The sequence below is a fragment of the Streptomyces sp. NPDC026206 genome, assembly GCF_040638465.1.
Classification (GTDB): Bacteria; Actinomycetota; Actinomycetes; order Streptomycetales; family Streptomycetaceae; genus Streptomyces.
In genome coordinates this window covers 538,409-560,594 of record NZ_JBEZYL010000001.1, presented here as the reverse complement: position 1 = coordinate 560,594, position 22,186 = coordinate 538,409, and the positions used below count along the sequence as shown (strand labels likewise).

The 22,186-nt window shown below is 72.2% G+C and carries 21 protein-coding genes and 2 tRNA genes; 10 read left to right on the top strand and 13 right to left on the bottom strand.

From position 1 onward, the window contains the following. The first annotated feature begins 161 nt into the window (after positions 1-161). The 3 genes from AB0F13_RS02625 to AB0F13_RS02615 all read left to right on the top strand — a co-directional run bounded on the left by AB0F13_RS02625 (position 162) and on the right by AB0F13_RS02615 (position 4,108). Entirely contained in the window at positions 162-2,552 is a 2,391-nt protein-coding gene (locus tag AB0F13_RS02625) for a ribonucleoside-diphosphate reductase subunit alpha (protein ID WP_362073902.1), read from the top strand. Beyond that, entirely contained in the window at positions 2,552-3,568 is a 1,017-nt protein-coding gene (locus AB0F13_RS02620; RefSeq protein WP_362073899.1) for a ribonucleotide-diphosphate reductase subunit beta, read from the top strand. Before AB0F13_RS02625 ends, AB0F13_RS02620 begins: the two co-directional genes overlap by 1 nt. 111 nt (positions 3,569-3,679) lie before the next feature. Further along, positions 3,680-4,108 (top strand): YciI family protein, encoded by a 429-nt coding sequence (locus tag AB0F13_RS02615; RefSeq protein ID WP_362073896.1) that lies wholly within the window; start codon positions 3,680-3,682, stop codon positions 4,106-4,108. Between the two features lie 120 nt (positions 4,109-4,228). On the opposite strand, the gene def is transcribed toward AB0F13_RS02615, so the two are convergent. From def to AB0F13_RS02575, 8 genes are all read right to left on the bottom strand, one after another. Next, the gene (gene def / locus AB0F13_RS02610; RefSeq protein WP_362073893.1) at positions 4,229-4,885 is read right to left on the bottom strand and encodes a peptide deformylase; all 657 of its coding nucleotides are present in this window, start codon (positions 4,883-4,885) and stop codon (positions 4,229-4,231) included. Positions 4,886-4,964: 79 nt separating this feature from the next. Beyond that, positions 4,965-5,957 (bottom strand): hypothetical protein, encoded by a 993-nt coding sequence (locus AB0F13_RS02605; RefSeq protein WP_362073890.1) that lies wholly within the window; start codon positions 5,955-5,957, stop codon positions 4,965-4,967. Between the two features lie 263 nt (positions 5,958-6,220). After that, positions 6,221-7,453 (bottom strand): HD domain-containing protein, encoded by a 1,233-nt coding sequence (locus AB0F13_RS02600; protein ID WP_362073887.1) that lies wholly within the window; start codon positions 7,451-7,453, stop codon positions 6,221-6,223. Then, positions 7,446-8,825, bottom strand: a complete 1,380-nt coding sequence (locus AB0F13_RS02595; protein WP_362073885.1) for an HD-GYP domain-containing protein — start codon at positions 8,823-8,825, stop codon at positions 7,446-7,448. The genes AB0F13_RS02600 and AB0F13_RS02595 overlap by 8 nt, the downstream gene beginning before the upstream one ends. Positions 8,826-8,961: 136 nt before the next feature. Beyond that, the gene (rsrA, locus tag AB0F13_RS02590; RefSeq protein ID WP_362073882.1) at positions 8,962-9,285 is read right to left on the bottom strand and encodes a mycothiol system anti-sigma-R factor; all 324 of its coding nucleotides are present in this window, start codon (positions 9,283-9,285) and stop codon (positions 8,962-8,964) included. Then, positions 9,282-10,160, bottom strand: coding sequence for a sigma-70 family RNA polymerase sigma factor (locus tag AB0F13_RS02585; RefSeq protein ID WP_362073880.1), 879 nt, complete (start codon positions 10,158-10,160; stop codon positions 9,282-9,284). The genes rsrA and AB0F13_RS02585 overlap by 4 nt, the downstream gene beginning before the upstream one ends. Before the next feature lie 108 nt (positions 10,161-10,268). Next, positions 10,269-10,910, bottom strand: coding sequence for an alpha/beta family hydrolase (locus AB0F13_RS02580; protein ID WP_362073877.1), 642 nt, complete (start codon positions 10,908-10,910; stop codon positions 10,269-10,271). A gap of 35 nt (positions 10,911-10,945) precedes the next feature. Then, entirely contained in the window at positions 10,946-11,767 is an 822-nt protein-coding gene (locus tag AB0F13_RS02575) for an SOS response-associated peptidase (RefSeq protein WP_362073874.1), read from the bottom strand. 41 nt (positions 11,768-11,808) lie between these two features. Here AB0F13_RS02575 and AB0F13_RS02570 point away from each other — a divergent pair, with 41 nt between their 5' ends. The 4 genes from AB0F13_RS02570 (at position 11,809) to AB0F13_RS02555 (ending at position 15,422) form a co-directional block, all read left to right on the top strand. Beyond that, positions 11,809-12,525 (top strand): M50 family metallopeptidase, encoded by a 717-nt coding sequence (locus AB0F13_RS02570; RefSeq protein WP_362073871.1) that lies wholly within the window; start codon positions 11,809-11,811, stop codon positions 12,523-12,525. A 92-nt stretch (positions 12,526-12,617) separates the two neighbouring features. After that, positions 12,618-13,988 carry a 3-phosphoshikimate 1-carboxyvinyltransferase gene (gene aroA / locus AB0F13_RS02565; RefSeq protein ID WP_362073868.1) on the top strand — a complete coding sequence of 457 codons (1,371 nt, stop codon included), beginning with the start codon at positions 12,618-12,620 and terminating at the stop codon, positions 13,986-13,988. A 17-nt stretch (positions 13,989-14,005) separates the two neighbouring features. Beyond that, entirely contained in the window at positions 14,006-15,010 is a 1,005-nt protein-coding gene (gene rsgA, locus AB0F13_RS02560; protein ID WP_362073865.1) for a ribosome small subunit-dependent GTPase A, read from the top strand. An 88-nt stretch (positions 15,011-15,098) separates the two neighbouring features. Further along, entirely contained in the window at positions 15,099-15,422 is a 324-nt protein-coding gene (locus AB0F13_RS02555; protein ID WP_362074486.1) for a multidrug efflux SMR transporter, read from the top strand. On the opposite strand, the gene AB0F13_RS02550 is transcribed toward AB0F13_RS02555, so the two are convergent. Further along, positions 15,388-16,071 (bottom strand): TetR family transcriptional regulator, encoded by a 684-nt coding sequence (locus AB0F13_RS02550; RefSeq protein WP_362073862.1) that lies wholly within the window; start codon positions 16,069-16,071, stop codon positions 15,388-15,390. The genes AB0F13_RS02555 and AB0F13_RS02550 overlap by 35 nt on opposite strands. Positions 16,072-16,204: 133 nt before the next feature. On the opposite strand from AB0F13_RS02550, the gene hisN reads away from it, so the two are divergent. Both hisN and AB0F13_RS02540 read left to right on the top strand, forming a co-directional pair. Then, positions 16,205-16,999 carry a histidinol-phosphatase gene (gene hisN, locus AB0F13_RS02545; RefSeq protein WP_362073859.1) on the top strand — a complete coding sequence of 265 codons (795 nt, stop codon included), beginning with the start codon at positions 16,205-16,207 and terminating at the stop codon, positions 16,997-16,999. Positions 17,000-17,195: 196 nt separating this feature from the next. After that, the gene (locus tag AB0F13_RS02540; RefSeq protein WP_362073851.1) at positions 17,196-17,597 is read left to right on the top strand and encodes a CBS domain-containing protein; all 402 of its coding nucleotides are present in this window, start codon (positions 17,196-17,198) and stop codon (positions 17,595-17,597) included. Positions 17,598-17,667: 70 nt separating this feature from the next. Here the strand turns inward: AB0F13_RS02540 and AB0F13_RS02535 are convergent, their stop codons facing one another. Then, complete coding sequence (locus AB0F13_RS02535; protein ID WP_362073848.1) at positions 17,668-19,158, bottom strand: catalase; 1,491 nt, start codon at positions 19,156-19,158, stop codon at positions 17,668-17,670. Between the two features lie 142 nt (positions 19,159-19,300). Between AB0F13_RS02535 and AB0F13_RS02530 the strand changes: the two genes are divergently transcribed. After that, positions 19,301-19,717 carry a Fur family transcriptional regulator gene (locus AB0F13_RS02530; RefSeq protein ID WP_362073845.1) on the top strand — a complete coding sequence of 139 codons (417 nt, stop codon included), beginning with the start codon at positions 19,301-19,303 and terminating at the stop codon, positions 19,715-19,717. 43 nt (positions 19,718-19,760) lie between these two features. On the opposite strand, the gene AB0F13_RS02525 is transcribed toward AB0F13_RS02530, so the two are convergent. The 3 genes from AB0F13_RS02525 to AB0F13_RS02515 all read right to left on the bottom strand — a co-directional run bounded on the left by AB0F13_RS02525 (position 19,761) and on the right by AB0F13_RS02515 (position 22,175). Next, positions 19,761-19,834: transfer RNA gene (locus AB0F13_RS02525), tRNA-Met, on the bottom strand. A gap of 69 nt (positions 19,835-19,903) precedes the next feature. Next, entirely contained in the window at positions 19,904-21,853 is a 1,950-nt protein-coding gene (locus tag AB0F13_RS02520) for a tetratricopeptide repeat protein (protein ID WP_362073843.1), read from the bottom strand. Positions 21,854-22,101: 248 nt separating this feature from the next. Further along, positions 22,102-22,175, bottom strand: a tRNA-Met gene (locus tag AB0F13_RS02515). Between the last annotated feature and the right edge of the window lie 11 nt (positions 22,176-22,186).

Genomic DNA, 22,186 nt, shown 5'->3' with positions numbered 1-22,186 from the left:
GAGCCTGCCCTGGGCTCGGCTATGGGCGTTGAATTCGTCCGGGCCCCGCGGTTGGGCCGACGGACGCCTACGAGCTGTGCCCTGGTGCAAGTGGCATGCCCGTACGCGACCGTCGCGCGCACCCGCCCGGCCCACCCCAGCCGAGCGAGGGAGAGCCACACGTGACCATCGCGCCCGCAGATCCGGTTTCAGCGAACGCGGAAGCGACCGGCCCCGGGACCGCGCTGCTGCGCACCCTGACCGATCTCACCGCCGATCTGCCCGCCACCGACCCGGGCAAGGTCGCCGCCGCCGCGCTGCGCGGCCGGCACCCCGGTTCGGACGAGGCCGAGCTGCGCTCCCTCGCCACCGAGGCCGCCGCCGGCCTCATCGCCGAGGAGCCCGAGTACTCCAGGCTCGCGGCCCGGCTGCTCACCCGGGCCATCGCCGACGAGGCGGCCGGCCAGGGCGCGACCTCCTTCTCCGCCTCGGTCGCCGTGGGCCACCGCGAGGGCCTGATCGCGGACGGGACCGCCGCCTTCGTGGCCACCCACTCCGAGCGCCTGGACGCCCTCGTGGCGGCCGCCCTCGCCGACGGCGCCGACGACCGCTTCGGCTACTTCGGCCTGCGCACCCTGCACAGCCGCTACCTGCTGCGCCACCCGATCACCCGCAGTGTGATCGAGACCCCGCAGCACTTCCTGCTGCGCGTGGCCTGCGGCCTGGCCGAGGACCACTCCGTGCGGGCCCTGGAGGACGTCGCCGAGCTCTACGGGCTCACCAGCACGCTCTCCTACCTGCCGTCCTCCCCCACGCTCTTCAACTCCGGCACCCGCCACCCGCAGATGTCGTCCTGCTACCTGCTGGACTCGCCGCTGGACGAGCTGGACTCGATCTACGACCGCTACCACCAGGTGGCGCGCCTGTCGAAGCACGCGGGCGGCATCGGCCTGTCGTACTCCCGCATCCGCTCGCGCGGCTCGCTCATCCGCGGCACCAACGGTCACTCCAACGGCATCGTGCCGTTCCTGCGCACCCTCGACGCCTCCGTCGCGGCCGTCAACCAGGGCGGCCGGCGCAAGGGCGCGGCCTGCGTCTACCTGGAGACCTGGCACGCGGACATCGAGGAGTTCCTGGAGCTCCGCGACAACACCGGTGAGGAGGCCCGCCGCACCCACAACCTGAACACCGCGCACTGGATCCCGGACGAGTTCATGCGCCGCGTCGAGGCCGACGCCGACTGGTCGCTGTTCTCCCCGGCCGACACGCCCGAGCTGGTCGACCTCTACGGTGACGAGTTCGACGCCGCCTACCGCAAGGCCGAGGCCGACGGCAAGGCCGTCAAGCAGATCCCGGCGCGGGTCCTGTACTCCCGCATGATGCGTACCCTCGCGCAGACCGGCAACGGCTGGATGACGTTCAAGGACGCCGCCAACCGCACCGCCAACCAGACGGCCGAAAAGGGCAAGGTCGTCCACTCCTCGAACCTCTGCACCGAGATCCTCGAGGTCACCGACGACGGCGAGACCGCGGTCTGCAACCTGGGCTCCGTCAACCTGGCGCAGCACCTGGGCGCCGACGGCCGGATGGACTGGGAGAAGCTCGACCGTACGGTCCGTACGGCCGTCACGTTCCTCGACCGTGTCGTGGACATCAACTTCTACCCGACCGAGCAGGCCGGCAACTCCAACAACCGCTGGCGCCCGGTGGGTCTGGGCCTGATGGGTCTGCAGGACGTCTTCTTCCGCCTGCGCCTGCCCTTCGACTCCCCCGAGGCGAAGGAGCTCTCCACCCGCATCTCCGAGCGGATCATGCTCGCGGCGTACGAGGCCTCGGCCGACCTCGCCGAGCGGCACGGCCCGCACCCGGCCTGGTCCGCGACCCGCACCGCCCGCGGCGTACTGCACCCGGACCACTACCCCAACGCCGTGCCGGGCTGGGCGGACCGCTGGGACGCGCTGCGCGCCCGCATCGCCTCGGTCGGCATGCGCAACTCGCTGCTGCTGGCGATCGCGCCGACGGCGACCATCGCCTCGATCGCGGGCGTGTACGAGTGCATCGAGCCGCAGGTCTCCAACCTCTTCAAGCGCGAGACGCTCAGCGGTGAGTTCCTGCAGGTCAACACCTACCTGGTGGAGGACCTCAAGAAGCTCGGCGTGTGGGACCGCACCACCCGTGACGCGATGACCGACGCCAACGGCTCGATCCAGGACCTGAAGTGGATCCCGCAGGAGGTGCGCGACCTGTACCGCACCGCCTGGGAGATCCCGCAGCGCTTCCTGATCGACATGGCCGCGGCCCGTACGCCGTACCTGGACCAGAGCCAGTCGCTGAACCTCTTCATGGCCTCGCCCACCATCGGCAAGCTCAGCTCGATGTACGCGTACGCCTGGAAGCAGGGCATCAAGACGACGTACTACCTGCGCTCCCGCCCGGCGACCCGGATCGCCCGGTCGGCAGGTGCCGCCGCCACCGTCCCCGCGGCCGCCATCCCCGTCCAGCAGGCCGCGTCCGACGCGGACGCCATCGCCTGCTCCCTTGAGAACCCCGAGTCCTGCGAGGCCTGCCAGTAATGACCACCAACCCGCAGAAGAACCTGCTGGACCCGGGCTTCGAGCTGACGCTGCGTCCGATGCGGTACCCGGACTTCTACGACCGCTACCGCGACGCGATCAAGAACACCTGGACCGTGGAGGAGGTCGACCTCCACTCGGACGTCGCCGACCTCGCCAAGCTCTCCCCGGGCGAGCAGCACATGATCGGCCGCCTGGTCGCGTTCTTCGCGACCGGCGACTCGATCGTGGCCAACAACCTGGTCCTGACGCTGTACAAGCACATCAACTCCCCCGAGGCGCGGCTGTACCTGTCGCGGCAGCTCTTCGAGGAGGCCGTGCACGTCCAGTTCTATCTGACGCTGCTGGACACCTACCTGCCCGACCCGGACGACCGCGCCGCGGCGTTCGACGCGGTGGAGAACATCCCCTCCATCCGCGAGAAGGCCCAGTTCTGCTTCAAGTGGATCAACGAGGTCGAGAAGCTGGACCGGCTGGAGACGAAGGCCGACCGCCGTCGCTTCCTGCTCAACCTGATCTGCTTCGCCGCCTGCATCGAGGGCCTGTTCTTCTACGGGGCCTTCGCCTACGTGTACTGGTTCCGCAGCCGCGGCCTGCTGCACGGCCTGGCGACCGGCACCAACTGGGTCTTCCGCGACGAGACCATGCACATGAACTTCGCGTTCGAGGTCGTGGACACCGTCCGCCAGGAGGAGCCCGAGCTCTTCGACGACGAGCTCCAGCAGCAGGTCACCGACATGCTGAAGGAGGCCGTCGAGGCGGAGCTGCAGTTCGGCCGTGACCTGTGCGGCGAGGGCCTGCCGGGCATGAACACCGAGTCCATGCGCGAGTACCTGCAGTGCGTGGCCGACCAGCGTCTGCAGCGCCTGGGCTTCGCCCCGGTCTACGGCTCGGAGAACCCTTTCTCCTTCATGGAGCTGCAGAACGTCCAGGAGCTGACCAACTTCTTCGAGCGCCGCGCGTCCGCGTACCAGACGGCGGTCGAGGGCTCGGTCTCCTTCGACGACGAGTTCTAAAAAAACACGCTGAAAAACATCGCGCGACACGTCGGTTCCGACGGCTCCCGTTCGACGTACAGGTGAAGGCTGGGAAACAGCCCACCTACCGATCGAACGGGAGATGTCGTTATGCCGCGCTTCATGATGATCGTCAAGGCGACGGAGGACTCCGAGGCCGGCGCACTGCCGACCAAAGAGATGATCGCCGAGATGGGGCAGTACAACGAACAGCTGGTCAAGGCCGGTGCGATGCTCGCGGGCGACGGCCTGCAGCCCTCGTCCAAGGGCGCCCGGATCTCGTACTCGGGCGGCAGGCGCACTGTGACCGACGGGCCCTTCGCCGGGACGAAGGAGCTCATCGCGGGCTTCTGGATCATCCAGGTCAAGGACCGGGACGAGGCCCTGGAGTGGGCCCGGCGCGTTCCCTTCCAGGACGGGGAGGTCGAGGTGCGGCAGATCTTCGAGCCGTCCGACTTCCCCGCCGACATCCTCCCGCCGGAGGACGCGGCCCGCGAGGAGGCCCTGCGCGACGAGCTGCAGCGGAAGAACCGGCCGTAGTCCCTACGATGGGCGCGTGCCGCGCGCGCGTTGCCCATCCCCCTTGTCCTCAAGCGCCGGACGGGCTGGATTTCCAGCCCGTCCGGCGCTTGAGGACAAGGGGCGGAGCCCCGGGAGAACTCAGTCGTTCGCGACGACCGGGTACCGCGGCGTCCCCTCCGCCATCTGCCGCAGCGCGTCCTTGCGGTCCCGCTTAGACAGCCGGTCGATGTACAGATACCCGTACAGGTGATCCGTCTCGTGCTGCAGGCAGCGCGCGAAGTACCCGGTGCCCTCGACCGCGATCGGGTTGCCGTGCATGTCCTGGCCCCGCACCACCGCGTAGTCGGGGCGCGCCAGCGACGCGTAGGCGGTCGGAACCGACAGGCAGCCCTCGTTGGAGTCGTCCAGGACGCGCAGACCGGCCGGCACCTCGTCGAGGACGGGGTTCACGACGTGGCCGACGTGGCGGACGCCCTCGTCGTCGGGGCAGTCGTAGACGAAGACCTTGAGGTCGACGCCGATCTGGTTCGCGGCCAGGCCGACGCCCTCGGCGGTGCGCTGGCTGGCGAACATGTCGTCGATGAGCTGCGCGAGCCCTCCGTCGAACTCGGTCACGTCCTTGCACTCCTTGTGCAGGACGGGGTTGCCGACGACGGTGATCGGGCGGGAGGTGCCACGCTCACGGTGTGCGAGCTCACGAGCCTCGCAGTCCTCGGTGTCCACGATGAACTCGCTGGTTGCGGCCGACTCGTTCGTCTCGTCGTTCACCGGCTGATCCGTGTCTTGCTGCGCCATGCCGCCGTATGCCTCTCTCACAAACCCGAAAACGTTATCTACAGGGTTCATACAGGGTAAGGGGACGACGGCTTGCCCCTCAGCAGACCTCTTCGAGATCCCGCCACTCACGGGTGTCGGGGCTGTCGGCGACCCAGCCGTCGAGCAGGCCGCGCACCAGCCCGGCGGGCGCCGCGATGCCGCATTCGCGCTCGGGCACCCACAGGGAGCCCGAGCCGGTGCCGGCGGTGCGGTGGCCCAGTGGGCCGGGGTGGCCGGGCTCGCTGTGGTCGTGCGGGTCGAGGTGCTCGCCGTCGCCCTCGTCGCTGGGCATCCGGCTCTCCGAGCACGTACGGCACAGCAGGCGCACGGACGAGGACCAGTCCTCGGCGGCGAAACCCGCGTCGGCCGCGAGCCGCTCCAGGGCGTCCCGGTCGGCCTCCGTGGCGGCCTCCAGCAGGACGACCCAGGTCGGGACGGGCGAGGGGGCCCACAGCTCGATCTCGTCGAAGACGGGGTAGGACGGCCCGGCGGCGGTCACGCGCTCGCCGTGCGGGACGCCGTCGTGCAGCACCACCTCGCCCCAGCGGCGGCCGGAGGACGGCAGCGGGATGGAGAGGACCTCCATGCGCGCCGGATCGAGCCTGCGGCCCCAGACGACCTCGGCCTCCCCCTCCGGGGAGAGCCGTACGGCCGCGCTGCCGAGCTCCATGCCCACGGGCTCGGCGGCCGGGCCGCCCTCGCCGGGTACCCGCAGCCCATACGCCTGCCAGGCGCGGCGGGCCAGCGGCCAGTCCTGCAAGGCCGTGGCGGCGATGCCGACGTTCCACCAGTCGGGGGCGCCCGTCTCACGGTCCAGCAGTGCCACGGCCCGCAGGCCGGCGGCGCGGGCCTGCTCCCAGTCGTGCCGGAACTTGTGCAGCAGCGCCAGGTTGAACCACGACTCGGACAGCCACGGCTCCATGTCGGCCGCGCGCGTCAGCAGCGCGCCCGCGTCCTCGTACCGGCCGTCGCCGATGAGAGTGAAGGCACGGTCGGTGGCCTGCCGCCACGAGGCGGAAGGCCGGTGCCGTACCTTGCCGAAGATCCTCACGATTCCCGCCTGCCGGTTTCTGCGTGCGACCACGCCGGATGGACCGGGTGACGGCCACCGTCCGCACGGACGGCGCCCTGCCACTCCTCGACTGCTTCGGGGAGCGGCGCCCACCACACCTCCTTGCCGACGCGAGCGCGCACGACACCCCCCGATTTCCGCATTCTCGCCATTCTCTTCGTCTCTTCGCATCCAACCATGCCCCTTCGGACGCCCGCTCATTACCCGTGGGTTCGGCGGGCCAGTCCCGATTCGCCCGACTTCTACAGGTCCGGCGGGGCGGAGCCGCCGCGCGCGAGCACCGTCGCGAGCGCCTCCACCACCCGGGGCTCGTGGTCGTACGCGGTCGCCAGACGCAGCCGCTCCAGCGCGCGCAGCGGGCCGCACGCCGGGTCGCCGGCCAGGTCGTCGTAGGCGTTGACGGTGCGGACGATCCGGGCGGTGACCGGCTGCTCCCGGTACGGGTCCGCCTGCCGCTCGACCACCAGTGCGACCTCGGGGTCCACGCCGGTCTGGCGCACCACGGCGCCGCCCAGCAGGGCGATGCGGCGGCGCTGCTCGGCGGGCAGCGGTTCGGTCGCACCGGCGGGCACGGGGTCGAGGAGGGAGAGCTGGCCGATGTCGTGCATCAGGGCCGCGTACTCCACCACGGTGAGGTCCGCGCCGGACAGACCCAGCTCCCGGCCGACCGCCCGGCTGAGGGTGGCCACGCGGCGGGCGTGCCCGGCGGGGGTGTACCCGGCGATCTCGGTGGTACGGGCCAGGGAGGCGACGGTCTGGCGGCGGGTGGCCCGTACGGCCTCGTAGCGGTGGATGGACAGCTGCGTGACCAGCAGCGGCAGGCAGAACACGGGCAGCGCCCAGAGGCCGGCCGCGGCCACGGCCAGGGCCATCACCACGCCGGTGGCCCCGATCGCCGAGCCGATGCCGGGCAGCGCGCGCAGTTCCTCGCGCAGGGCGGGCCCGTAGCGGCCACCGGTGCGGGCGCGGGCGAGCGCGGCGGCGAGGACGGCGTCGCACAGGGCGGTCAGGGCGAGGAGGAGGAGCAGGAACAGCGCGTAGCAGGGGCTGTGGGCCGGCCACCGGCCGAGCGTGCCGGAGGTGTGCAACGGCTGGAAGCAGACGGCGGCGAACCCGGCGTTCAGGACCCGGCGGGCGAGCCGGTCCAGAGCGGGGGGCCGTCCCACCGCCCCGGCCAGGGTGGCGCCGAGGACGACGGCGACGACCTGCGGGGCGCCGTGCGAGGTGGGTTCGCCGCCCACCTCGCCGAGCAGGGCGTAGGCGAGCGTCCCGGCGGAGCCGACGGGGGCCGTCTCCCGGATTCCGGCGGAGGCCCGGGGCCGGCGCCGGGCGGCCTCCCCCAGGGCGATGAGCACCCCGTAGGCCAGCGCCACGTGGGGCTGCTCGACGCCGCGCCAGGCGGTCCACACCAGGGCGGCGACGGCGGCCGCGGCGGCGGTGGCGTGCACGCCGCGGACGAGCGGCCTTCTATTCATCCGCGGCCGCCCGGCAGTGATCAACAGGGACGTTTCGGCTGAGCGCGGCAGGGGACGGCGCGCTCCGCGGTCCCGGTGGGCCCGCGGCGGAGCCTCCGGTCACGGGAAGGGGCGGGGCGGCGGCGAGCTCGGGTGGGGCGCCCGCCGCGGGGCGCCAGCCGTGGCGGTCGAGCGCCCGCGCGAGCGCGGCCACCATGCGGGGGTCGAACTGGGTCCCGGAGCAGCGGTGGAGTTCGGCCAGGGCGACGGAGACCGGGCGGGCACGGCTGTAGCTGCGGGTGGAGGTCATGGCGTCGAAGGCGTCCGCCACGGCCACCACCCGGGCGAACTCGGGGATTTGTCCGCCCATCAGCCCATAGGGATAGCCGCTGCCGTCCAGGCGCTCGTGGTGGTGGAGGATCGCCGCGCGCGCCTCCTCCAGGAAGCCGATGCCGCGGACCATCTCGTGGCCGTACTCGGGGTGCAGCTCGATGATGCGGCGCTCCTCGGGCGTGAGGGGGCCGTCCTTGCGCAACAGGCGGGTGGGGACGCCGAGTTTGCCGACGTCGTGCAGAGTGCCGGCGAAGCGGAGCGCTTCGAGGCGGTCGCCGCTGATGCCCAGCTCCCGGGCGATCAGCACGGAGGCCCGGCCGACGCGCTCGCTGTGGCCGCGGGTGTAGTGGTCCTTGAGGTCGACGGCCTGGACGAGCGCGCGGACCGTGGCCTGGTGCGCGGCGCGCTCGCGGCGGCAGCGCTCGAGGACCCGGGAGGAGACGGCCATGGGCAGCAGCACCAGCAGCGCCACCGGGGGGCCGTACGAGCTGTGCCACAGCACGGCCGTCATCAGGCCCGTCGGGCCGTGCACCAGCGGGGGCACGAGGGCGTCCGGCAGCGGGCCGCGCCAGGCGGTGCGCGGGGAACGCCCCTCGGCGGTGACGAGCACCCCGCCGTCGAGGGCGGTGACGACGAGGGTGAGGACCAGGGCCGCGGCGAGCGCCGGGAGCAGGGCGTACGGGAAAGCCGGGGCCGGGACGAGGCGGGGGGCGCCCAGGTTGTACACGCAGGAGGCCGCGGTCGTGGCGAGCGAGAACTGGGCCGCGTGCCACAGCCGCCGTACCCACACGGGCCGCCGGCCGACCCGCCCCAGGAGGGCGCCCGGCACCGCGACGAGCCCGGCGGCGCCCGGCGGCAACAGGAACGCCCCGGCGAGCAGCACCGGCAGCGTGAGCGGGCAGCGCGGCATCCGTTCGCAGGCCACGCAGACGCCCGCGAGCACCGCGACCGCACCCCAGGGGACGGCCGGCGCGTCCCTCACAGCGGGCACGGCGCACACCGCGGCGGCGAGCACGGCGCACGCGATATACACGCGCGCCACCGCCGGAAGTGCCCACATGTCGCGTCCTCCCCGACCCTTGGACATGGCGTCTGGATGGGGAGAATAGGCTCAGAGGCGGCCGGAAAACGGCCTTGCGGGTATTGCACCGTCCGTTCGGGTGACGTTCCCCGGTACGGTGGTTTGGATCAGTGGATCAGTCCTGCTGCGCGGCGGCCTCCGCCGCCTTCGCCTCGGCCACCACGTCCTGCTCCGGCACCGCCTGCCCGGAACGGATCAGCTCGATGCGGCCCATGACCTTCGAGCGGAGGTCGGCCGGCACGTCGTCATGGCCGCAGCAGCGCTTGACGAGCTTCTTCACCGCCTGCTCCAGGCCGTACTTCTCCAGGCACGGCGAGCACTCGTCGATGTGCACCTCGAATTTGGCGCACTCGCCGTCCGGCATCTCGTGATCGAGGAATTCGTAAAGATGACCGAGGACTTCAGAGCAGTCCGTCTCGTGCGGGTCTCCGCAGCTCATGAGTCCGAGCCTTTCCGATTGTGCGACTCGTCGGAACCGTTCGGCGCGGGGGCGGCCCCGGCCGGGACCAGACCGCGCTCGCGGGCGTAGTCCTCCAGCAGTCCGCGCAGCTGACGACGGCCCCGGTGCAGCCGGGACATCACCGTGCCGATGGGGGTACCCATGATGTCCGCGATCTCCTTGTACGCAAAGCCCTCGACGTCCGCGAGGTAGACCGCGATGCGGAACTCCTCGGGAATGGCCTGGAGGGCCTCCTTGACATCGGAGTCGGGGAGATGGTCGAGCGCCTGGGACTCGGCGGAGCGCAGCCCGGTCGACATGTGCGACTCGGCACGCGCGAGCTGCCAGTCCTCGATCTCCTCGGAGGCGCTGCGCAGCGGCTCGCGCTGCTTCTTGCGGTACGAGTTGATAAACGTGTTGGTCAGGATGCGGTACAGCCAGGCCTTGAGGTTCGTACCGTCACGGAACTGGTGGAAGGACGCGTACGCCTTGGCGTACGTCTCCTGTACCAGGTCCTCGGCGTCGGCTGCGTTGCGCGTCATGCGCAGCGCGGCCGAGTACATCTGGTCGAGGAAGGTCAGCGCGTCGCGCTCGAAGCGGGCATTGCGCTCCGGCGTGGTCTCGGCGCCCTCCGCGCTCGCTGCGCCTGCGACGGGTCCTCGCTTCTGGCTGTCATCGGCCCCCGTGTCGGTCCCAGTGACCGGACCCACCTCCTCCAACACCATGGCGGCACCCGAACCGGACCCGCTCGAATCGGAGAATAGACGACGATCCGGTGCGACCGCCGCTCCAGCCACGGCCGGCTGGGCCACGCCCATGGCCGCCCATCCGAGGTCGGCCGTCTGCGGGCGGGACGGGCAAGCGATCGAACCCATGCGGGAAGCTCCCATTCCTTCGTCTGTGCCGGTACGTGACTACAGACCGGACAACAGCGGCGCCGCTTGGATCATTCCCCGCCGCTCCGCCTGTGGTTCGCGTGCGTTTCAGAGCCCCTTGAGCCAGTTCTCGACCGCGTGCGTGATCACGCGCAGCGCCTCCTCCTGGGTGACGTCCGCCTTCTTCGGCACCGCGAAGCCGTGGTCCGCGTACGGCACCACGACGGCTCCGGTCCCGGCCGGGAACTCCTCGGGCCGCCCGAACGGGTCCCGGGCGCCCTGCACCACCAGGGTGGGCAGGCCGGCTCCGGTCAGCTCCTCGGCGCGGGACTTCTCCGGCTTGCCCGGCGGGTGCAGCGGGAAGCTCAGCGCCAGCACCGCGGCGGCTCCCAGGGCGCCGGCGGTGCGGCAGGCGACGCGGGCCCCCGCACTGCGGCCGCCGGCCACGACGGGCAGCCCGGGGGCGGCGAGCGCGGGCCACAGGGCGCGCCATGCCTCGTCCAGCGCCTTGGGCGCGGGCGCCACCCGCTTGCCGGCGACGCGCCACGGCTGCTCGACGAGGGCGACGCTCACCCCTTGAGCGGGCAGTACGGCCGCCAGCGCCCGGAGGTCGCGGGCCTCGACTCCCCCGCCCGCGCCGTGCCCCAGAGCGAGCACGAGGCGGGCGTCGGGCGCGAGGTACCAGTGGACGCGGGCGTCCCCGGCGGGGGTCAGCACGTCCTGCACCGTCTCTGCGATCTTTGTCGTCACGCCTCCATCCTGCCGCGCCCGGCGGCGCCCGCCGCTCAGAACAGCGTCGACTCCTCCGGCGCCGGCAGCTCGGTCAGCAGCTCGGGGCCGTTGTTGCGGACGTCGCTGACCGCGGTCGTGACCGGGTACGCCCGGACGAGCCCGGGGGGCGGGGGCGCCAGCAGCGACCGCAGCTCCGCCGGGTCCGTGTGTGCCGGGTCCAGCCACACCGCCCACCGGTCCGGCGGCAGCACCAGCGGCATCCTGGGGTGGATCTCCGCCAGCGACCGGGGGCCGGTCCCGGCGGCGTCCGCCCCGGCGAACGGCTCGGGCTCCGCTTCGGTGGTGAGGACCGAGCATGTCGCCCACCAGGCCTGCGGGTGGTCGGGCGGCAGCGTCGGGTCGCGCCAGAACTCGTACACCCCGGCCAGGGCCATCACCGATCCGTCGGCGGGGGTGACGAAGTACGGCTGCTTACGGGTCCGCTTACGGCGTCCCTTCTCCTCCAGCTCCCGCTCCTGCGCACCGGTGACCCACTCGTAGTAGCCGTCCGCGGGGAGCAGGCAGCGGCGGGCCTCGAAGGCCCGGCGGAAGGACGGCTTCTCGTGGACCGTCTCCGACCGGGCGTTGATCATCTTCGCCGCGCCCTCCGGTGACTTCGCCCACGAGGGCACCAGTCCCCACCGCAGGGGCCGCAGCTGACGAACCGGACGCCGGTCCGCGGCGTCTTTCACAGGACGCTCGAGCACCGCGTAGACGCTCTTCGTCGGCGCCACGTTCCAATCCGGAGCAAGCGTCTCCTCCGGTTCCCACTTCTCCACCCCGAAGAGCCCGGCCAGATCCTCCGGCCGCCGGCTCGCCGCATATCGCCCGCACATGAGTGCCACACTGCCACGAAGACGCAAGGAGCGGCTCACAGATGGACAACAGCACCACCGCCAACGACCTCTGGAATCGCGTCTTCGGTACCCAGCCCCACCCCTCGGCATGGCTCGTCGCCGTCACCGCCGTCGTCGCCCTCGCCGCAATCACCCCGCACGGCATCTGGCGCCTGACCCGTAACGCCATCACCATCGCCCACGAGGGCGGCCACGCGCTCGTCGCCCTGCTCAGCGGCCGGACCCTGGACGGCATCCGGCTGCACTCCGACACCTCCGGGCTGACCGTCTCGCGCGGCAGGCCCACCGGTCCCGGCATGATCCTCACCGCGGCCGCCGGCTACACCGCCCCCTCCCTGCTGGGCCTGGCCGGAGCCTGGCTGCTGGCCGCCGGGCACATCACCGCGCTGCTGTGGGGCGCGGCGGCCCTGCTCGCGGCGATGCTGGTGATGATCCGCAACGCCTACGGGGCACTGACCGTGGTGCTCGCCGGGGCCGCGTTCGTGCTGGTGTCCTGGCTGGCGGGGCCCGGAGTGCAGGCGGCGTTCGCCTACGGGGTGGTGTGGTTCCTGCTCCTGGGCGGCGTACGGCCCGCGTTCGAGCTGCAGCGCAAGCGGCGGCACGGGGGCGCCCCGGACTCCGACGCCGACCAGCTGGCACGGCTGACGAACGTGCCCCCCGTGGTGTGGCTGGGGCTGTTCCATGTGGTGTCGCTGTGCTCCCTGACCGGCGGCGGCCGCTGGCTGCTGGGGCTGTGACCGTACGCGCCGGGGCCTGCCGGGGCCCTTCCGCGGTCCTTCCACGGTCTTCCCGGACCGAACCACGAGGAGAACCTCAGTAAGGTAAGGGCATGACCGAGAGCCCCGCGCACACCGACCTCTGGCCCGCCCCCCTCGCGACCGGTGCCGTCGACGCGACGGTGACCGTGCCCGGATCCAAGTCGGTCACCAACCGGGGCCTGGTCCTGGCCGCCCTGGCCGCCGAGCCGGGCTGGCTGCGCCGCCCGCTGCGCTCGCGCGACACCGTCCTGATGGCCGAGGCACTGCGCGCCATGGGCGTCGGCATCGAGGAGACCGTGTCGTCCAGCTCCTCCGTCGCGGACGGCCCCGACGGCACGGGTGAGGCCTGGCGGGTGATCCCCGCCCGGCTGCACGGCCCGGCCACCGTCGACGTCGGCAACGCCGGCACCGTCATGCGCTTCCTGCCTCCCGTCGCCGCGCTGGCCGACGGCCCGGTCCGCTTCGACGGCGACCCGCGCAGCTACGAGCGGCCCCTGCACGGCGTGATCGACGCGCTGCGCGTACTGGGCGCCCGCATCGACGACAACGACCGCGGCGCGCTGCCCCTGACCGTGCACGGCGCCGGGGCGCTGGACGGCGGCACGGTGGAGATCGATGCGTCCTCGTCCTCCCAGTTCGTCAGTGCGCTGCTGCTGTCCGCCCCGCGCTTCAACCAGGGCGTCGAGGTCCGCCACGTCGGCGCCGCCCTGCCGTCGCTGCCGCACATCCGGATGACCGTGGACATGCTGCGGGCGGCCGGTGCGCAGGTCGACACCCCCGAGTCCGGCGGCGAGCCGAACGTCTGGCGGGTCTCCCCCAGCGCGCTCCTGGGCCGAGACCTGGTCGTCGAGCCCGACCTGTCCAACGCCGCCCCCTTCCTGGCGGCGGCCCTGGTCACCGGCGGCAAGGTCACCGTCCCGGACTGGCCCGAGCGCACCACCCAGCCGGGCGACGCGCTCCGCGAGATCTTCACCGCCATGGGCGGCAGCTGCGAGCTCACCGAAGCCGGCCTGACCTTCACCGGCACCGGGCGCATCACCGGCATCGACGCCGACCTGCACGAGGTCGGCGAGCTGACCCCGGTGATCGCGGCGGTCGCGGCCCTGGCCGACTCCGAGTCCGTCCTGCGCGGCATCGCCCACCTGCGGCTGCACGAGACCGACCGGCTGGCTGCCCTGGCCAAGGAGATCAACGAGCTCGGCGGCGACGTCAGCGAGACCGAGGACGGCCTGCGCATCCGCCCGCGCGCCCTGCACGGCGGTGTCTTCCACACCTACGAGGACCACCGGCTGGCCACCGCTGCCGCCGTCATCGGCCTGGCCGTCGACGGTGTCGAGGTGGAGAACGTGGCCACCACGGCCAAGACCCTTCCCGACTTCCCGGAGCTGTGGACCGGGATGCTCGGCTCCGTCGCGGGGGCGACGACGGCGCCGAGAAGCTGAGAGACCCTGGAAGCACCATGCGCCGCTACGGCAAGAACCCCGACGAGGACGACGTCCGCGTCCGCCCCAACCGCAAGGGCAACCGCCCCCGTACGACCATCAGGCCCAAGCACGAGGACGCCGCCGAGGGCCTTGTGCTGACCGTGGACCGCGGCAGGCTGCACGTCCTCATCGAGGACCGCGCCATCGTCGCGATGAAGGCGCGCGAGCTGGGCCGCAAGTCGGCCGTGGTCGGCGACCGCGTCGCGGTCGTCGGCGACCTCAGCGGCGCCAAGGACACCCTCGCCCGCATCGTCCGGGTCGAGGAGCGCAGGTCCGTGCTGCGCCGAACGGCCGACGACGACGATCCGTACGAGCGGGTGGTCGTCGCCAACGCCGACCAGCTGGCGATCGTGACGGCTCTCGCCGACCCCGAGCCGCGCCCGCGCCTGATCGACCGCTGCCTGGTCGCGGCGTTCGACGCGGGGCTGGAGCCGCTGCTCGTGCTGACGAAGTCGGACCTCGCTCCGGCGGAGAAGCTGATGGAGTCCTACGGCTCCTTCGGCATCCGCTATGTGGTGACCAGCCGGGAGGAGCTGGCCGAGGGCACCGCCGCCGAACGGGTCCGCGAGAAGCTCGCGGGCCGGATCACGGCGTTCGTCGGGCACTCCGGCGTCGGCAAGACCACTCTGGTCAACGCGCTCGTGGAGCGGCAGCGGGCCACCGGCCATGTCAACGCGGTCACCGGCCGCGGCCGTCACACCACCACTTCCGCGCTGGCGCTGCCGCTGCCGGACGGCAGCGGCTGGGTCATCGACACCCCGGGCGTGCGGTCCTTCGGGCTGCACCACGTCGACCCCTCGCGGGTCATCCACGCCTTCCCGGACCTGGAGCCCGGCACGGAAGGCTGCCCGCGCGCGTGCAGCCACGACGAGAAGGACTGCGCGCTGGACCAGTGGGTCGCGGACGGCCACGCCGACCCGCAGCGGCTCTACTCCCTGCGCCGACTGCTGGCGACCAGGGAGCGGCGCGAGGGCGACTGATCGCCTACGTTTGCGAGTGACCGCCGGCGGCAAGGGCATGAAGAGCACACCGGGGCAGACGGCGGTCCGCGGAACGGGAGGCAATCTGATGGCGTGGCTGCTGGTCGTGGTCGCCGGACTTCTGGAGACCGGCTTCGCCGTCTGTCTCAAGCTCTCGCACGGCTTCACCCGCCTCTGGCCCACGATCGCCTTCGCGTCCTTCGCGCTCGGCAGCTTCGGGCTGCTGACGCTGTCTCTGAAAAAGCTCGACGTGGGGCCGGCCTACGCCGTGTGGACGGGCATCGGCGCGGCCGGGACGGCGATCTACGGCATGGCCTTCCTGGGGGATCTCGTCTCGACCCTCAAGCTCGTCTCGATCGGGTTCGTGATCGTCGGGGTCATCGGGCTCCAGCTGTCGGGCTCGGCCCACTGACCTGCTGCCCCGTCAGGGCGCGTACGAGGCGGGCGACGTCGCGCGCCGCCTCCTCGTCCGTAGCGGCCGGGGCGACGACATAGGACAGCGTCAGCCGGACGGCGGCTTCGCAGGCCCGGCGCGTGCCGTCGGTGCCCGCCGGGGTCTGCTGCGGCGCCGCCCCGCCGAGCGCACCGACCGCACCGAGGGCGCCGAGGGCGCTGTCACGTATCCGCTCGACCAGTGCCCCCGGCGTGGGGCCGCCCCGCAGGGGGCGCGCGTCGCGCGGTGTGCGCGGGGGCGGTAAGGGAGGCGCCGCCGCGGGCGGGAGCCGGTCGCCCCGGCAGCCGGTGAGCGCGGCCCGGACGAAGGGATTGGTGCGTGCCGTGCGCAGCGTCCACAGGGCAGCGGCGGCGCAGCAGTCCGCGGCGTCGGCTCCACCGCCGGCGAGGGTCTCGGCGAGGGAGCGTTGCACGCCGACGAGGAAGGCGTCCGCCTCGCGGCGCACCAGGGCGCGCGCGAGGCCGTCCTTGCTGCCGAATTCGTTGTAGAGGGTCTGCCGGGAGACGCCGGCCGCCGCGGCGACGTCGACCATTCGGACCCCGTGCCAGGGCCGGGAGCCGAGCGCGCTGAAGGCCGCGTCCAGTAGGAGTTCTCGTGCCGCGGGCATCGTCGCCTCCCCGGCCGTACGGCCGCACGACGGTGGTGGCCAGGCCACAGGATTGACGCAGCGCCAGACGCTGTCAAGAGCCCCGGCAGGTCGCGGCGCGCGTGACCTGGTCACCGCGGGTAGTGTGCGTGGCATGTCCGACTACCACGATGATCTGCGGCTGGCCCACGTCCTGGCGGATGCCGCCGACGCGGCCACCATGGACCGGTTCAAGGCCCTCGACCTGAAGGTCGAGACCAAACCGGACATGACCCCGGTGAGCGAGGCGGACAAGACCGCCGAGGAACTGATCCGTGGTCATCTGCAGCGCGCCCGGCCGCGCGACGCCGTGCTGGGCGAGGAGTTCGGCAGCGAGGGCATGGGCCCGCGCCGCTGGGTGATCGACCCGATCGACGGCACGAAGAACTATGTGCGCGGCGTGCCGGTGTGGGCCACGCTGATCTCGCTGATGGTGCAGGGAGAGGGCGGCTTCCGGCCCGTCGTCGGCGTGGTGTCCGCGCCGGCGCTGGGCCGCAGGTGGTGGGCGGCGAAGGACTCGGGCGCCTACACCGGGCGCAGCCTGACCTCGGCGTCGCGGCTGCAGGTCTCGCGGGTGGGCCGGATCGACGACGCGTCGTTCGCCTACTCCTCCCTGACGGGCTGGGAGGAGCGCGGGATGCTGCCGGGCTTCCTGGACCTGACGCGCGACTGCTGGCGGACGCGGGGCTACGGCGACTTCTGGCCGTACATGATGGTGGCCGAGGGATCGGTGGACATCTGTGCGGAGCCGGAGCTGTCGCTGTGGGACATGGCGGCGAACGTCGTCATCGTCGAGGAGGCCGGCGGCCGCTTCACCGGCCTGGACGGGCGGCCGGGGCCGCACAGCGGGAACGCCGCCGCGTCGAACGGACTGCTGCACGACGAGCTGCTCAGCTATCTGCGGCAGTAACGGCCTTAAACCCACCAGGCAGTCGTAAAAATTCGGCAAAATCCAGCGCTGCGCAACCCTTGTTCACCCCCTCCGTGGCGTGCGACGCTGACAGCCCCGACGCTTGTGAACTTGTGAACTCCCGCACGCCGCCGAGCGGGCGGAGTTCACGGTTCCGGGACTGACCCGCAGTCCTCCAAGGAGGTGGCTCACTGCCATGCTCGTCCGCGACGCCATGAGCACGGTGGTCCTGACCATCGGCCCCGCACACACCCTCCGCCAGGCAGCACGGCTGATGTCCGCGCGCAGGATCGGCGCGGCGGTCGTCCTCGACCCCGACGCCGGAGGCCTCGGCATCCTCACCGAACGCGACATACTCAACGCGGTCGGGGCGGGCCATGACCCCGACCGCGAGACCGCCCACGGCCACACCACCACGGACGTCGTCTTCGCGGCGCCCGAGTGGACCCTGGAGGAGGCCGCCGCCGCCATGTCCCGCGGCGAGTTCCGGCACCTGATCGTCCTGGACGAGCGCGAGGCGGTGGGCGTGGTGTCGGTGCGCGACATCATCCGCTGCTGGCTGCCGGCCCGGGACCGCGCCCGCGCGGTCCCGGCGTAGGACGGCCGGAGAGGCCGGAGCCCATTGGCGTCCGGCCTCTCCGGTATGTACGGCAAGCGTCCAGTGGCTTTCAGCCGCGCAGGGCCTGGACCGCGGCTTCCAGCCGCTTGCCGTAGTCGGGGTCCGCCTGGCGGAAGTTGTTGATCGCCCGCTCGGCGATGTCGTCGCGCGACACCTTGGCTATGAAGCCGGCGAGGTTGGCGATCAGGCGCTCCTTCTCCTCCTCCGACATCAGCCGGTAGAGGTTGCCCGCCTGGACGAAGTCGTTGTCCTCGGCGTGCGAGGGAGCGGCGTCGTTGCCCGTATAGCCGGTGACCGGTGTCGGCTGCCACAGCGGCCGACCGGTCTCGGCGGGGCCGCCGAAGCTGTTGGGCTCGTAGTTCTTGGCGCGGCCGTGGCGGCCGTCGTAGGCGTAGCCGTCACGGCTGTTCGTACGGGCCACCGTGGCGTGCGGGCGGTTGACCGGCAGGTGGTCGGCGTTGATGCCGACGCGGTAGCGGTGGGCGTCGCCGTAGGCGAAGAGCCGGCCCTGCAGCATCTTGTCGGGGGACGGGCCGATGCCCGGCACGAAGTGCGCCGGCGAGAAGATCGACTGCTCGACCTCGGCGAAGACGTTGTCGGGGTTGCGGTTCAGCTCCAGCTTGCCGATCTCGATCGGCGGGTAGTCCTCGTGCGGCCACACCTTGGTGAGGTCGAACGGGTTGAAGCGGTAGGCCGCCGCCTCGTCCGCCGGCATGATCTGCACCTGCACGGTCCAGGACGGGAAGTCACCGCGCTCGATGGACTCGCGAAGGTCGCGCTGGTGGCTGTCGGGGTCCATGCCGGAGAGCTGGACGGCCTCTTCGGTGGTGAGGTTCTTGATTCCCTGGTCGGTCTTGAAGTGGTACTTGACCCAGAAGACCTCGCCGGCCTCGTTGTTCCACTGGTACGTGTGCGAGCCGTAGCCGTTCATGTGGCGCAGTGTGGCCGGGATGCCGCGGTCACCGAAGAGCCAGGTCACCTGGTGGGTGGACTCGGGCGACAGACCCCAGAAGTCCCAGACGTTGTCCGCCTCCTGCGAGCCGGTGTACGGGTCGCGCTTCTGGGTGTGGATGAAGTCGGGGAACTTGATGGCGTCCTTGATGAAGAACACCGGGGTGTTGTTGCCGACGAGGTCGTAGTTGCCCTCTTCGGTGTAGAACTTCAGCGCGAAGCCACGCGGGTCGCGCACCGCGTCGGCCGAGCCGAGGTTGCCGGCGACGGTGGAGAAGCGCAGGAACGTCTCCGTCTGCTTGCCGGCCTCGGAGAGGAATTTCGCCCGGGTCCAGCGGCTGACGTCCGCCGTCACGGTGAAGGTGCCGTAGGCACCGGCGCCGCGGGCATGCACGACGCGCTCCGGGATCCGCTCACGGTTGAAGTGCGCGAGCTTCTCCATCAGGAGCTGGTCCTGCACGAGGACGGGGCCGCCGAGGCCCGCGGTCTCACTGTTCTGGTTGTCGGCCACAGGAGCACCGGACTCCGTGGTCAGCGGGCCCGCCGCCGTTGCCGCCTCGCCGTTCACCGTCACGTACGCCTCCGTCATCAGTCGTCTGCTGTGGCCTGAGCCGAGTCCGATCCTACATTGGACATTGTCTAAGTCAAGATGGGCCTAAGACAAATACTGATTCCATGGATGGACAGGGGCCGCTGCTACGCTGGTCCTATCTGACTGATAGGTGAATGGCATGAGTGACCTGCTGGAACGGCTCCGGGGCCGCGGCTGGCGGCTGACCGCGCAGCGACGCGTCGTCGCCGAAGTGCTCGACGGGGACCACGTGCACTACACGGCCGACGAGGTGCACGCCAAGGCGGCCGACCTGCTGCCGGAGATCTCGCGCGCGACGGTGTACAACACCCTGGGCGAGCTCGTCTCCCTGGGCGAGGTCCTCGAGGTGAGCACGGACGGCCGCGCCAAGCGCTACGACCCCAACGCCCACCACGCCCACCAGCACCTGGTGTGCTCGCGGTGCGGCACGATCCGCGACGTCCACCCCGCCGGGGACCTGCTGGCCGGCCTGCCCGCCGACGAGCGCTTCGGCTTCCAGGTCTCGGCGGTCGAGGTCACCTACCGCGGCATCTGCCCGAACTGCTTCACGGCATGACGAAAGGCCCGGATCCTCAAGGATCCGGGCCTTTCGCACACAGTAGCGGGGACAGGATTTGAACCTGCGACCTCTGGGTTATGAGCCCAGCGAGCTACCGAGCTGCTCCACCCCGCGTCGTTGACCCCACTTTAACCCGTCCGTGACCGCCCGTGCAAATGCCGTGAAGAACCCGCTTACGTCCGCCTACGCGGTGAGCTCCTGTTGCAGCGCGTCCCGCAGCCGCGCCGCGCGCTCGGCGACCTCGGGCGGGCCCAGCTCGACCGCCCGCGCGCACCACATCTGGCCCTCGGCCAGGCCACCGCGGCGCGCGGCCAGCAGGGCGAGCCGCAGCGCCGCCCGGCCGTGCCCGGCCTCCGCGGCCCGGGCCCACCACATCGCCGCCTCCGGCTCGCTGCCCTCGCGTGCGAGCAGCAGGCCGAGGTTGAAGGCGCCGTTGCGGCTGCCGGCCTCGGCGGCCTCGCGGTACCAGTGGGCGGCCTGCACCACGTCCCCCCGCTCGGCGACCAGCATGCCCAGGCGCACCTGGGCGCGCCGGTGCCCCTGCCGGGCGGCCCGCTCGTACCACTCCTCGCACTCGAAACGGGTGTCGTCGTCCCGGTCGAGCAGCGCGCCCAGCCGGAACGCCGCCTCGGCGCTGCCGCCGCGCACCGCGACGCGCAGATGGCGCTCGGCCTCCTCCGCGTTCTCGGCCCCGCCGTCCCGCAGCAGGGCCATGGCGACCTGCAGAGCCGCGTCCGCGTGCCCGGCCGCGGCGGCCCGCTCGTACCACTGGAAGGCCATGCGGTCCTCGTCGCGCCCGGCGTAGAGGATGCCGAGGTTGAACGCGGCGTCGACGCTGCCCGCCTCGGCCGCCTTGGAGAACCAGGGCTCGGCGCCCGCGGAGTCGCCGCCCTGGAGCAGCAGCACGGCCAGGGCGTTGGCGGCCTCCCGGTGCCCGGCGTAGGCGGCGCGGCGGTACCACTGCTCGGCCTGGGCCGTGCGGCCCTGCTCGGCGCAGAGCAGGGCGAGGTTGTATGCGCCGTTGACGTCGCCGGCGTCCAGGGCGGCGCGGTACCAGCGCTCGGCCTGCTGCGGCTCGCCACGGTCCGCGTGCAGGGCCCCCAGGGCGTTGGCGGCGTTGCCGTCGCCCTCCTGTGCCGCGCGGCGCCACCAGATGGCGGCGCTGTCGCAGTCGCCCGCGTCGCGCAGCAGGAAGCCCAGCGCGCAGGCGGCCCGCGGCTCGCCGTCCTTGGCGGAGGTCAGGTACCAGCGCGCGGCCTCCTGCGTCTCGCCGCGCCCCTCCAGCAGGGTGCCCAGGTGCAGGGCGGCGCGCCGGTGGCCGCGGGCGGCGGCCTGCCGGTACCACTGCTCGGCCTCGCCGGCCGGCCCGTCCTGGCGGCGGCCGCCCGCGGCCGCCGCGCGCAGGTCACGGACGGAGGTGTCGCCGCCGCCTGCGGAGACGTGCCGTGCGCCGGTGGCCGGACCGAGGCCCGCGGCGAGCCCGCCGGACAGCGGCGGCGCGCCCGGCGCCCGGCCGTCGAGTATCCGCGCCAGGCGGTACGCGGCCTCCCGGTGGCCCCGCTCGGCGGCGGAGCGGAACCAGCGCTCGGCGCCCACGTCGCTGCGGTGCTCCAGCAGATCGGCGAGCGCATACGCGCCCAGGGCGTGCCCGGACTCGGCGGACTGGCGCAGCCAGTACTCGGCCGCGGGCTCGTCGCCGCGCTCGCGGTGGTAGCGGCCCAGCGCATGGGCGGCGGGGGCGGAGCCGGCGACGGCGGCCACCCGCCACCAGGTGGCGGCCTCGTCGGCGTAGCCGCGCTGGTGCAGCAGGACGCCGAGGTTGTTGGCCGCGGAACGGTCGCCCTCGGCGGTGGCGGCACGCAGATGGCGCTCGGCGCCGTCCAGGTCGCCGCGGCGCAGCAGCAGGGCGCCGAGCATGCTCAGGGACGCGGGGTCACCGGACTCGGCGGCGCGGCGGCGTGCTGTCTCCAGCTCCAGGTCGGCAGCTTCGGTGGCACAGCCGGTCTCGGGGGAAGAGCCCTCCCCCGAGCCGTACGACGACGGGTCCTGGTCGTCCTGATCGCTCCCGTTCCCGGGAGCTCCTACAAGCCGACGTGTTTCCAACAGCCTCGCCTTGTCCCCCATAAGTCCCATCGTCGCACTCCCGCAACCTGCGTACACCTGGAATACCGCAGCCAGTGAGGTCACTTCAGCGTTTTGTCGACTTCCCGACTTCCCGACACGGCGGTGCTCCAAACTCTAATCAAAACCCCCGCACATAACCCGCACAGACCACGCGTGCCGGGTGGCGAACGGCAGTCCGGTTCCCGTCGGGCGGCCGCCGGGGCGTCCGGGCACACGACAAGGCCCGGAGTCCTGGGACTCCGGGCCTTGTCTTTGAGTAGCGGGGACAGGATTTGAACCTGCGACCTCTGGGTTATGAGCCCAGCGAGCTACCGAGCTGCTCCACCCCGCGCCGTTGTGGAA

Coding starts and splice junctions, on each gene's coding strand:
- def (WP_362073893.1), bottom strand. CDS start 4,885: ATGGCGCAGCAAGACACGGATCAGCCGGTGAACGACGAGACGAACGAG.
- AB0F13_RS02550 (WP_362073862.1), bottom strand. CDS start 16,071: ATGCCCGCGGCACGAGAACTCCTACTGGACGCGGCCTTCAGCGCGCTC.
- AB0F13_RS02540 (WP_362073851.1), top strand. CDS start 17,196: ATGCTCGTCCGCGACGCCATGAGCACGGTGGTCCTGACCATCGGCCCC.
- rsgA (WP_362073865.1), top strand. CDS start 14,006: ATGCGCCGCTACGGCAAGAACCCCGACGAGGACGACGTCCGCGTCCGC.
- AB0F13_RS02535 (WP_362073848.1), bottom strand. CDS start 19,158: ATGACGGAGGCGTACGTGACGGTGAACGGCGAGGCGGCAACGGCGGCG.
- AB0F13_RS02585 (WP_362073880.1), bottom strand. CDS start 10,160: ATGGGTTCGATCGCTTGCCCGTCCCGCCCGCAGACGGCCGACCTCGGA.
- AB0F13_RS02570 (WP_362073871.1), top strand. CDS start 11,809: ATGGACAACAGCACCACCGCCAACGACCTCTGGAATCGCGTCTTCGGT.
- AB0F13_RS02575 (WP_362073874.1), bottom strand. CDS start 11,767: ATGTGCGGGCGATATGCGGCGAGCCGGCGGCCGGAGGATCTGGCCGGG.
- AB0F13_RS02555 (WP_362074486.1), top strand. CDS start 15,099: ATGGCGTGGCTGCTGGTCGTGGTCGCCGGACTTCTGGAGACCGGCTTC.
- rsrA (WP_362073882.1), bottom strand. CDS start 9,285: ATGAGCTGCGGAGACCCGCACGAGACGGACTGCTCTGAAGTCCTCGGT.
- AB0F13_RS02615 (WP_362073896.1), top strand. CDS start 3,680: ATGCCGCGCTTCATGATGATCGTCAAGGCGACGGAGGACTCCGAGGCC.
- AB0F13_RS02520 (WP_362073843.1), bottom strand. CDS start 21,853: ATGGGACTTATGGGGGACAAGGCGAGGCTGTTGGAAACACGTCGGCTT.
- AB0F13_RS02595 (WP_362073885.1), bottom strand. CDS start 8,825: ATGTGGGCACTTCCGGCGGTGGCGCGCGTGTATATCGCGTGCGCCGTG.
- hisN (WP_362073859.1), top strand. CDS start 16,205: ATGTCCGACTACCACGATGATCTGCGGCTGGCCCACGTCCTGGCGGAT.
- AB0F13_RS02530 (WP_362073845.1), top strand. CDS start 19,301: ATGAGTGACCTGCTGGAACGGCTCCGGGGCCGCGGCTGGCGGCTGACC.
- aroA (WP_362073868.1), top strand. CDS start 12,618: ATGACCGAGAGCCCCGCGCACACCGACCTCTGGCCCGCCCCCCTCGCG.
- AB0F13_RS02600 (WP_362073887.1), bottom strand. CDS start 7,453: ATGAATAGAAGGCCGCTCGTCCGCGGCGTGCACGCCACCGCCGCCGCG.
- AB0F13_RS02620 (WP_362073899.1), top strand. CDS start 2,552: ATGACCACCAACCCGCAGAAGAACCTGCTGGACCCGGGCTTCGAGCTG.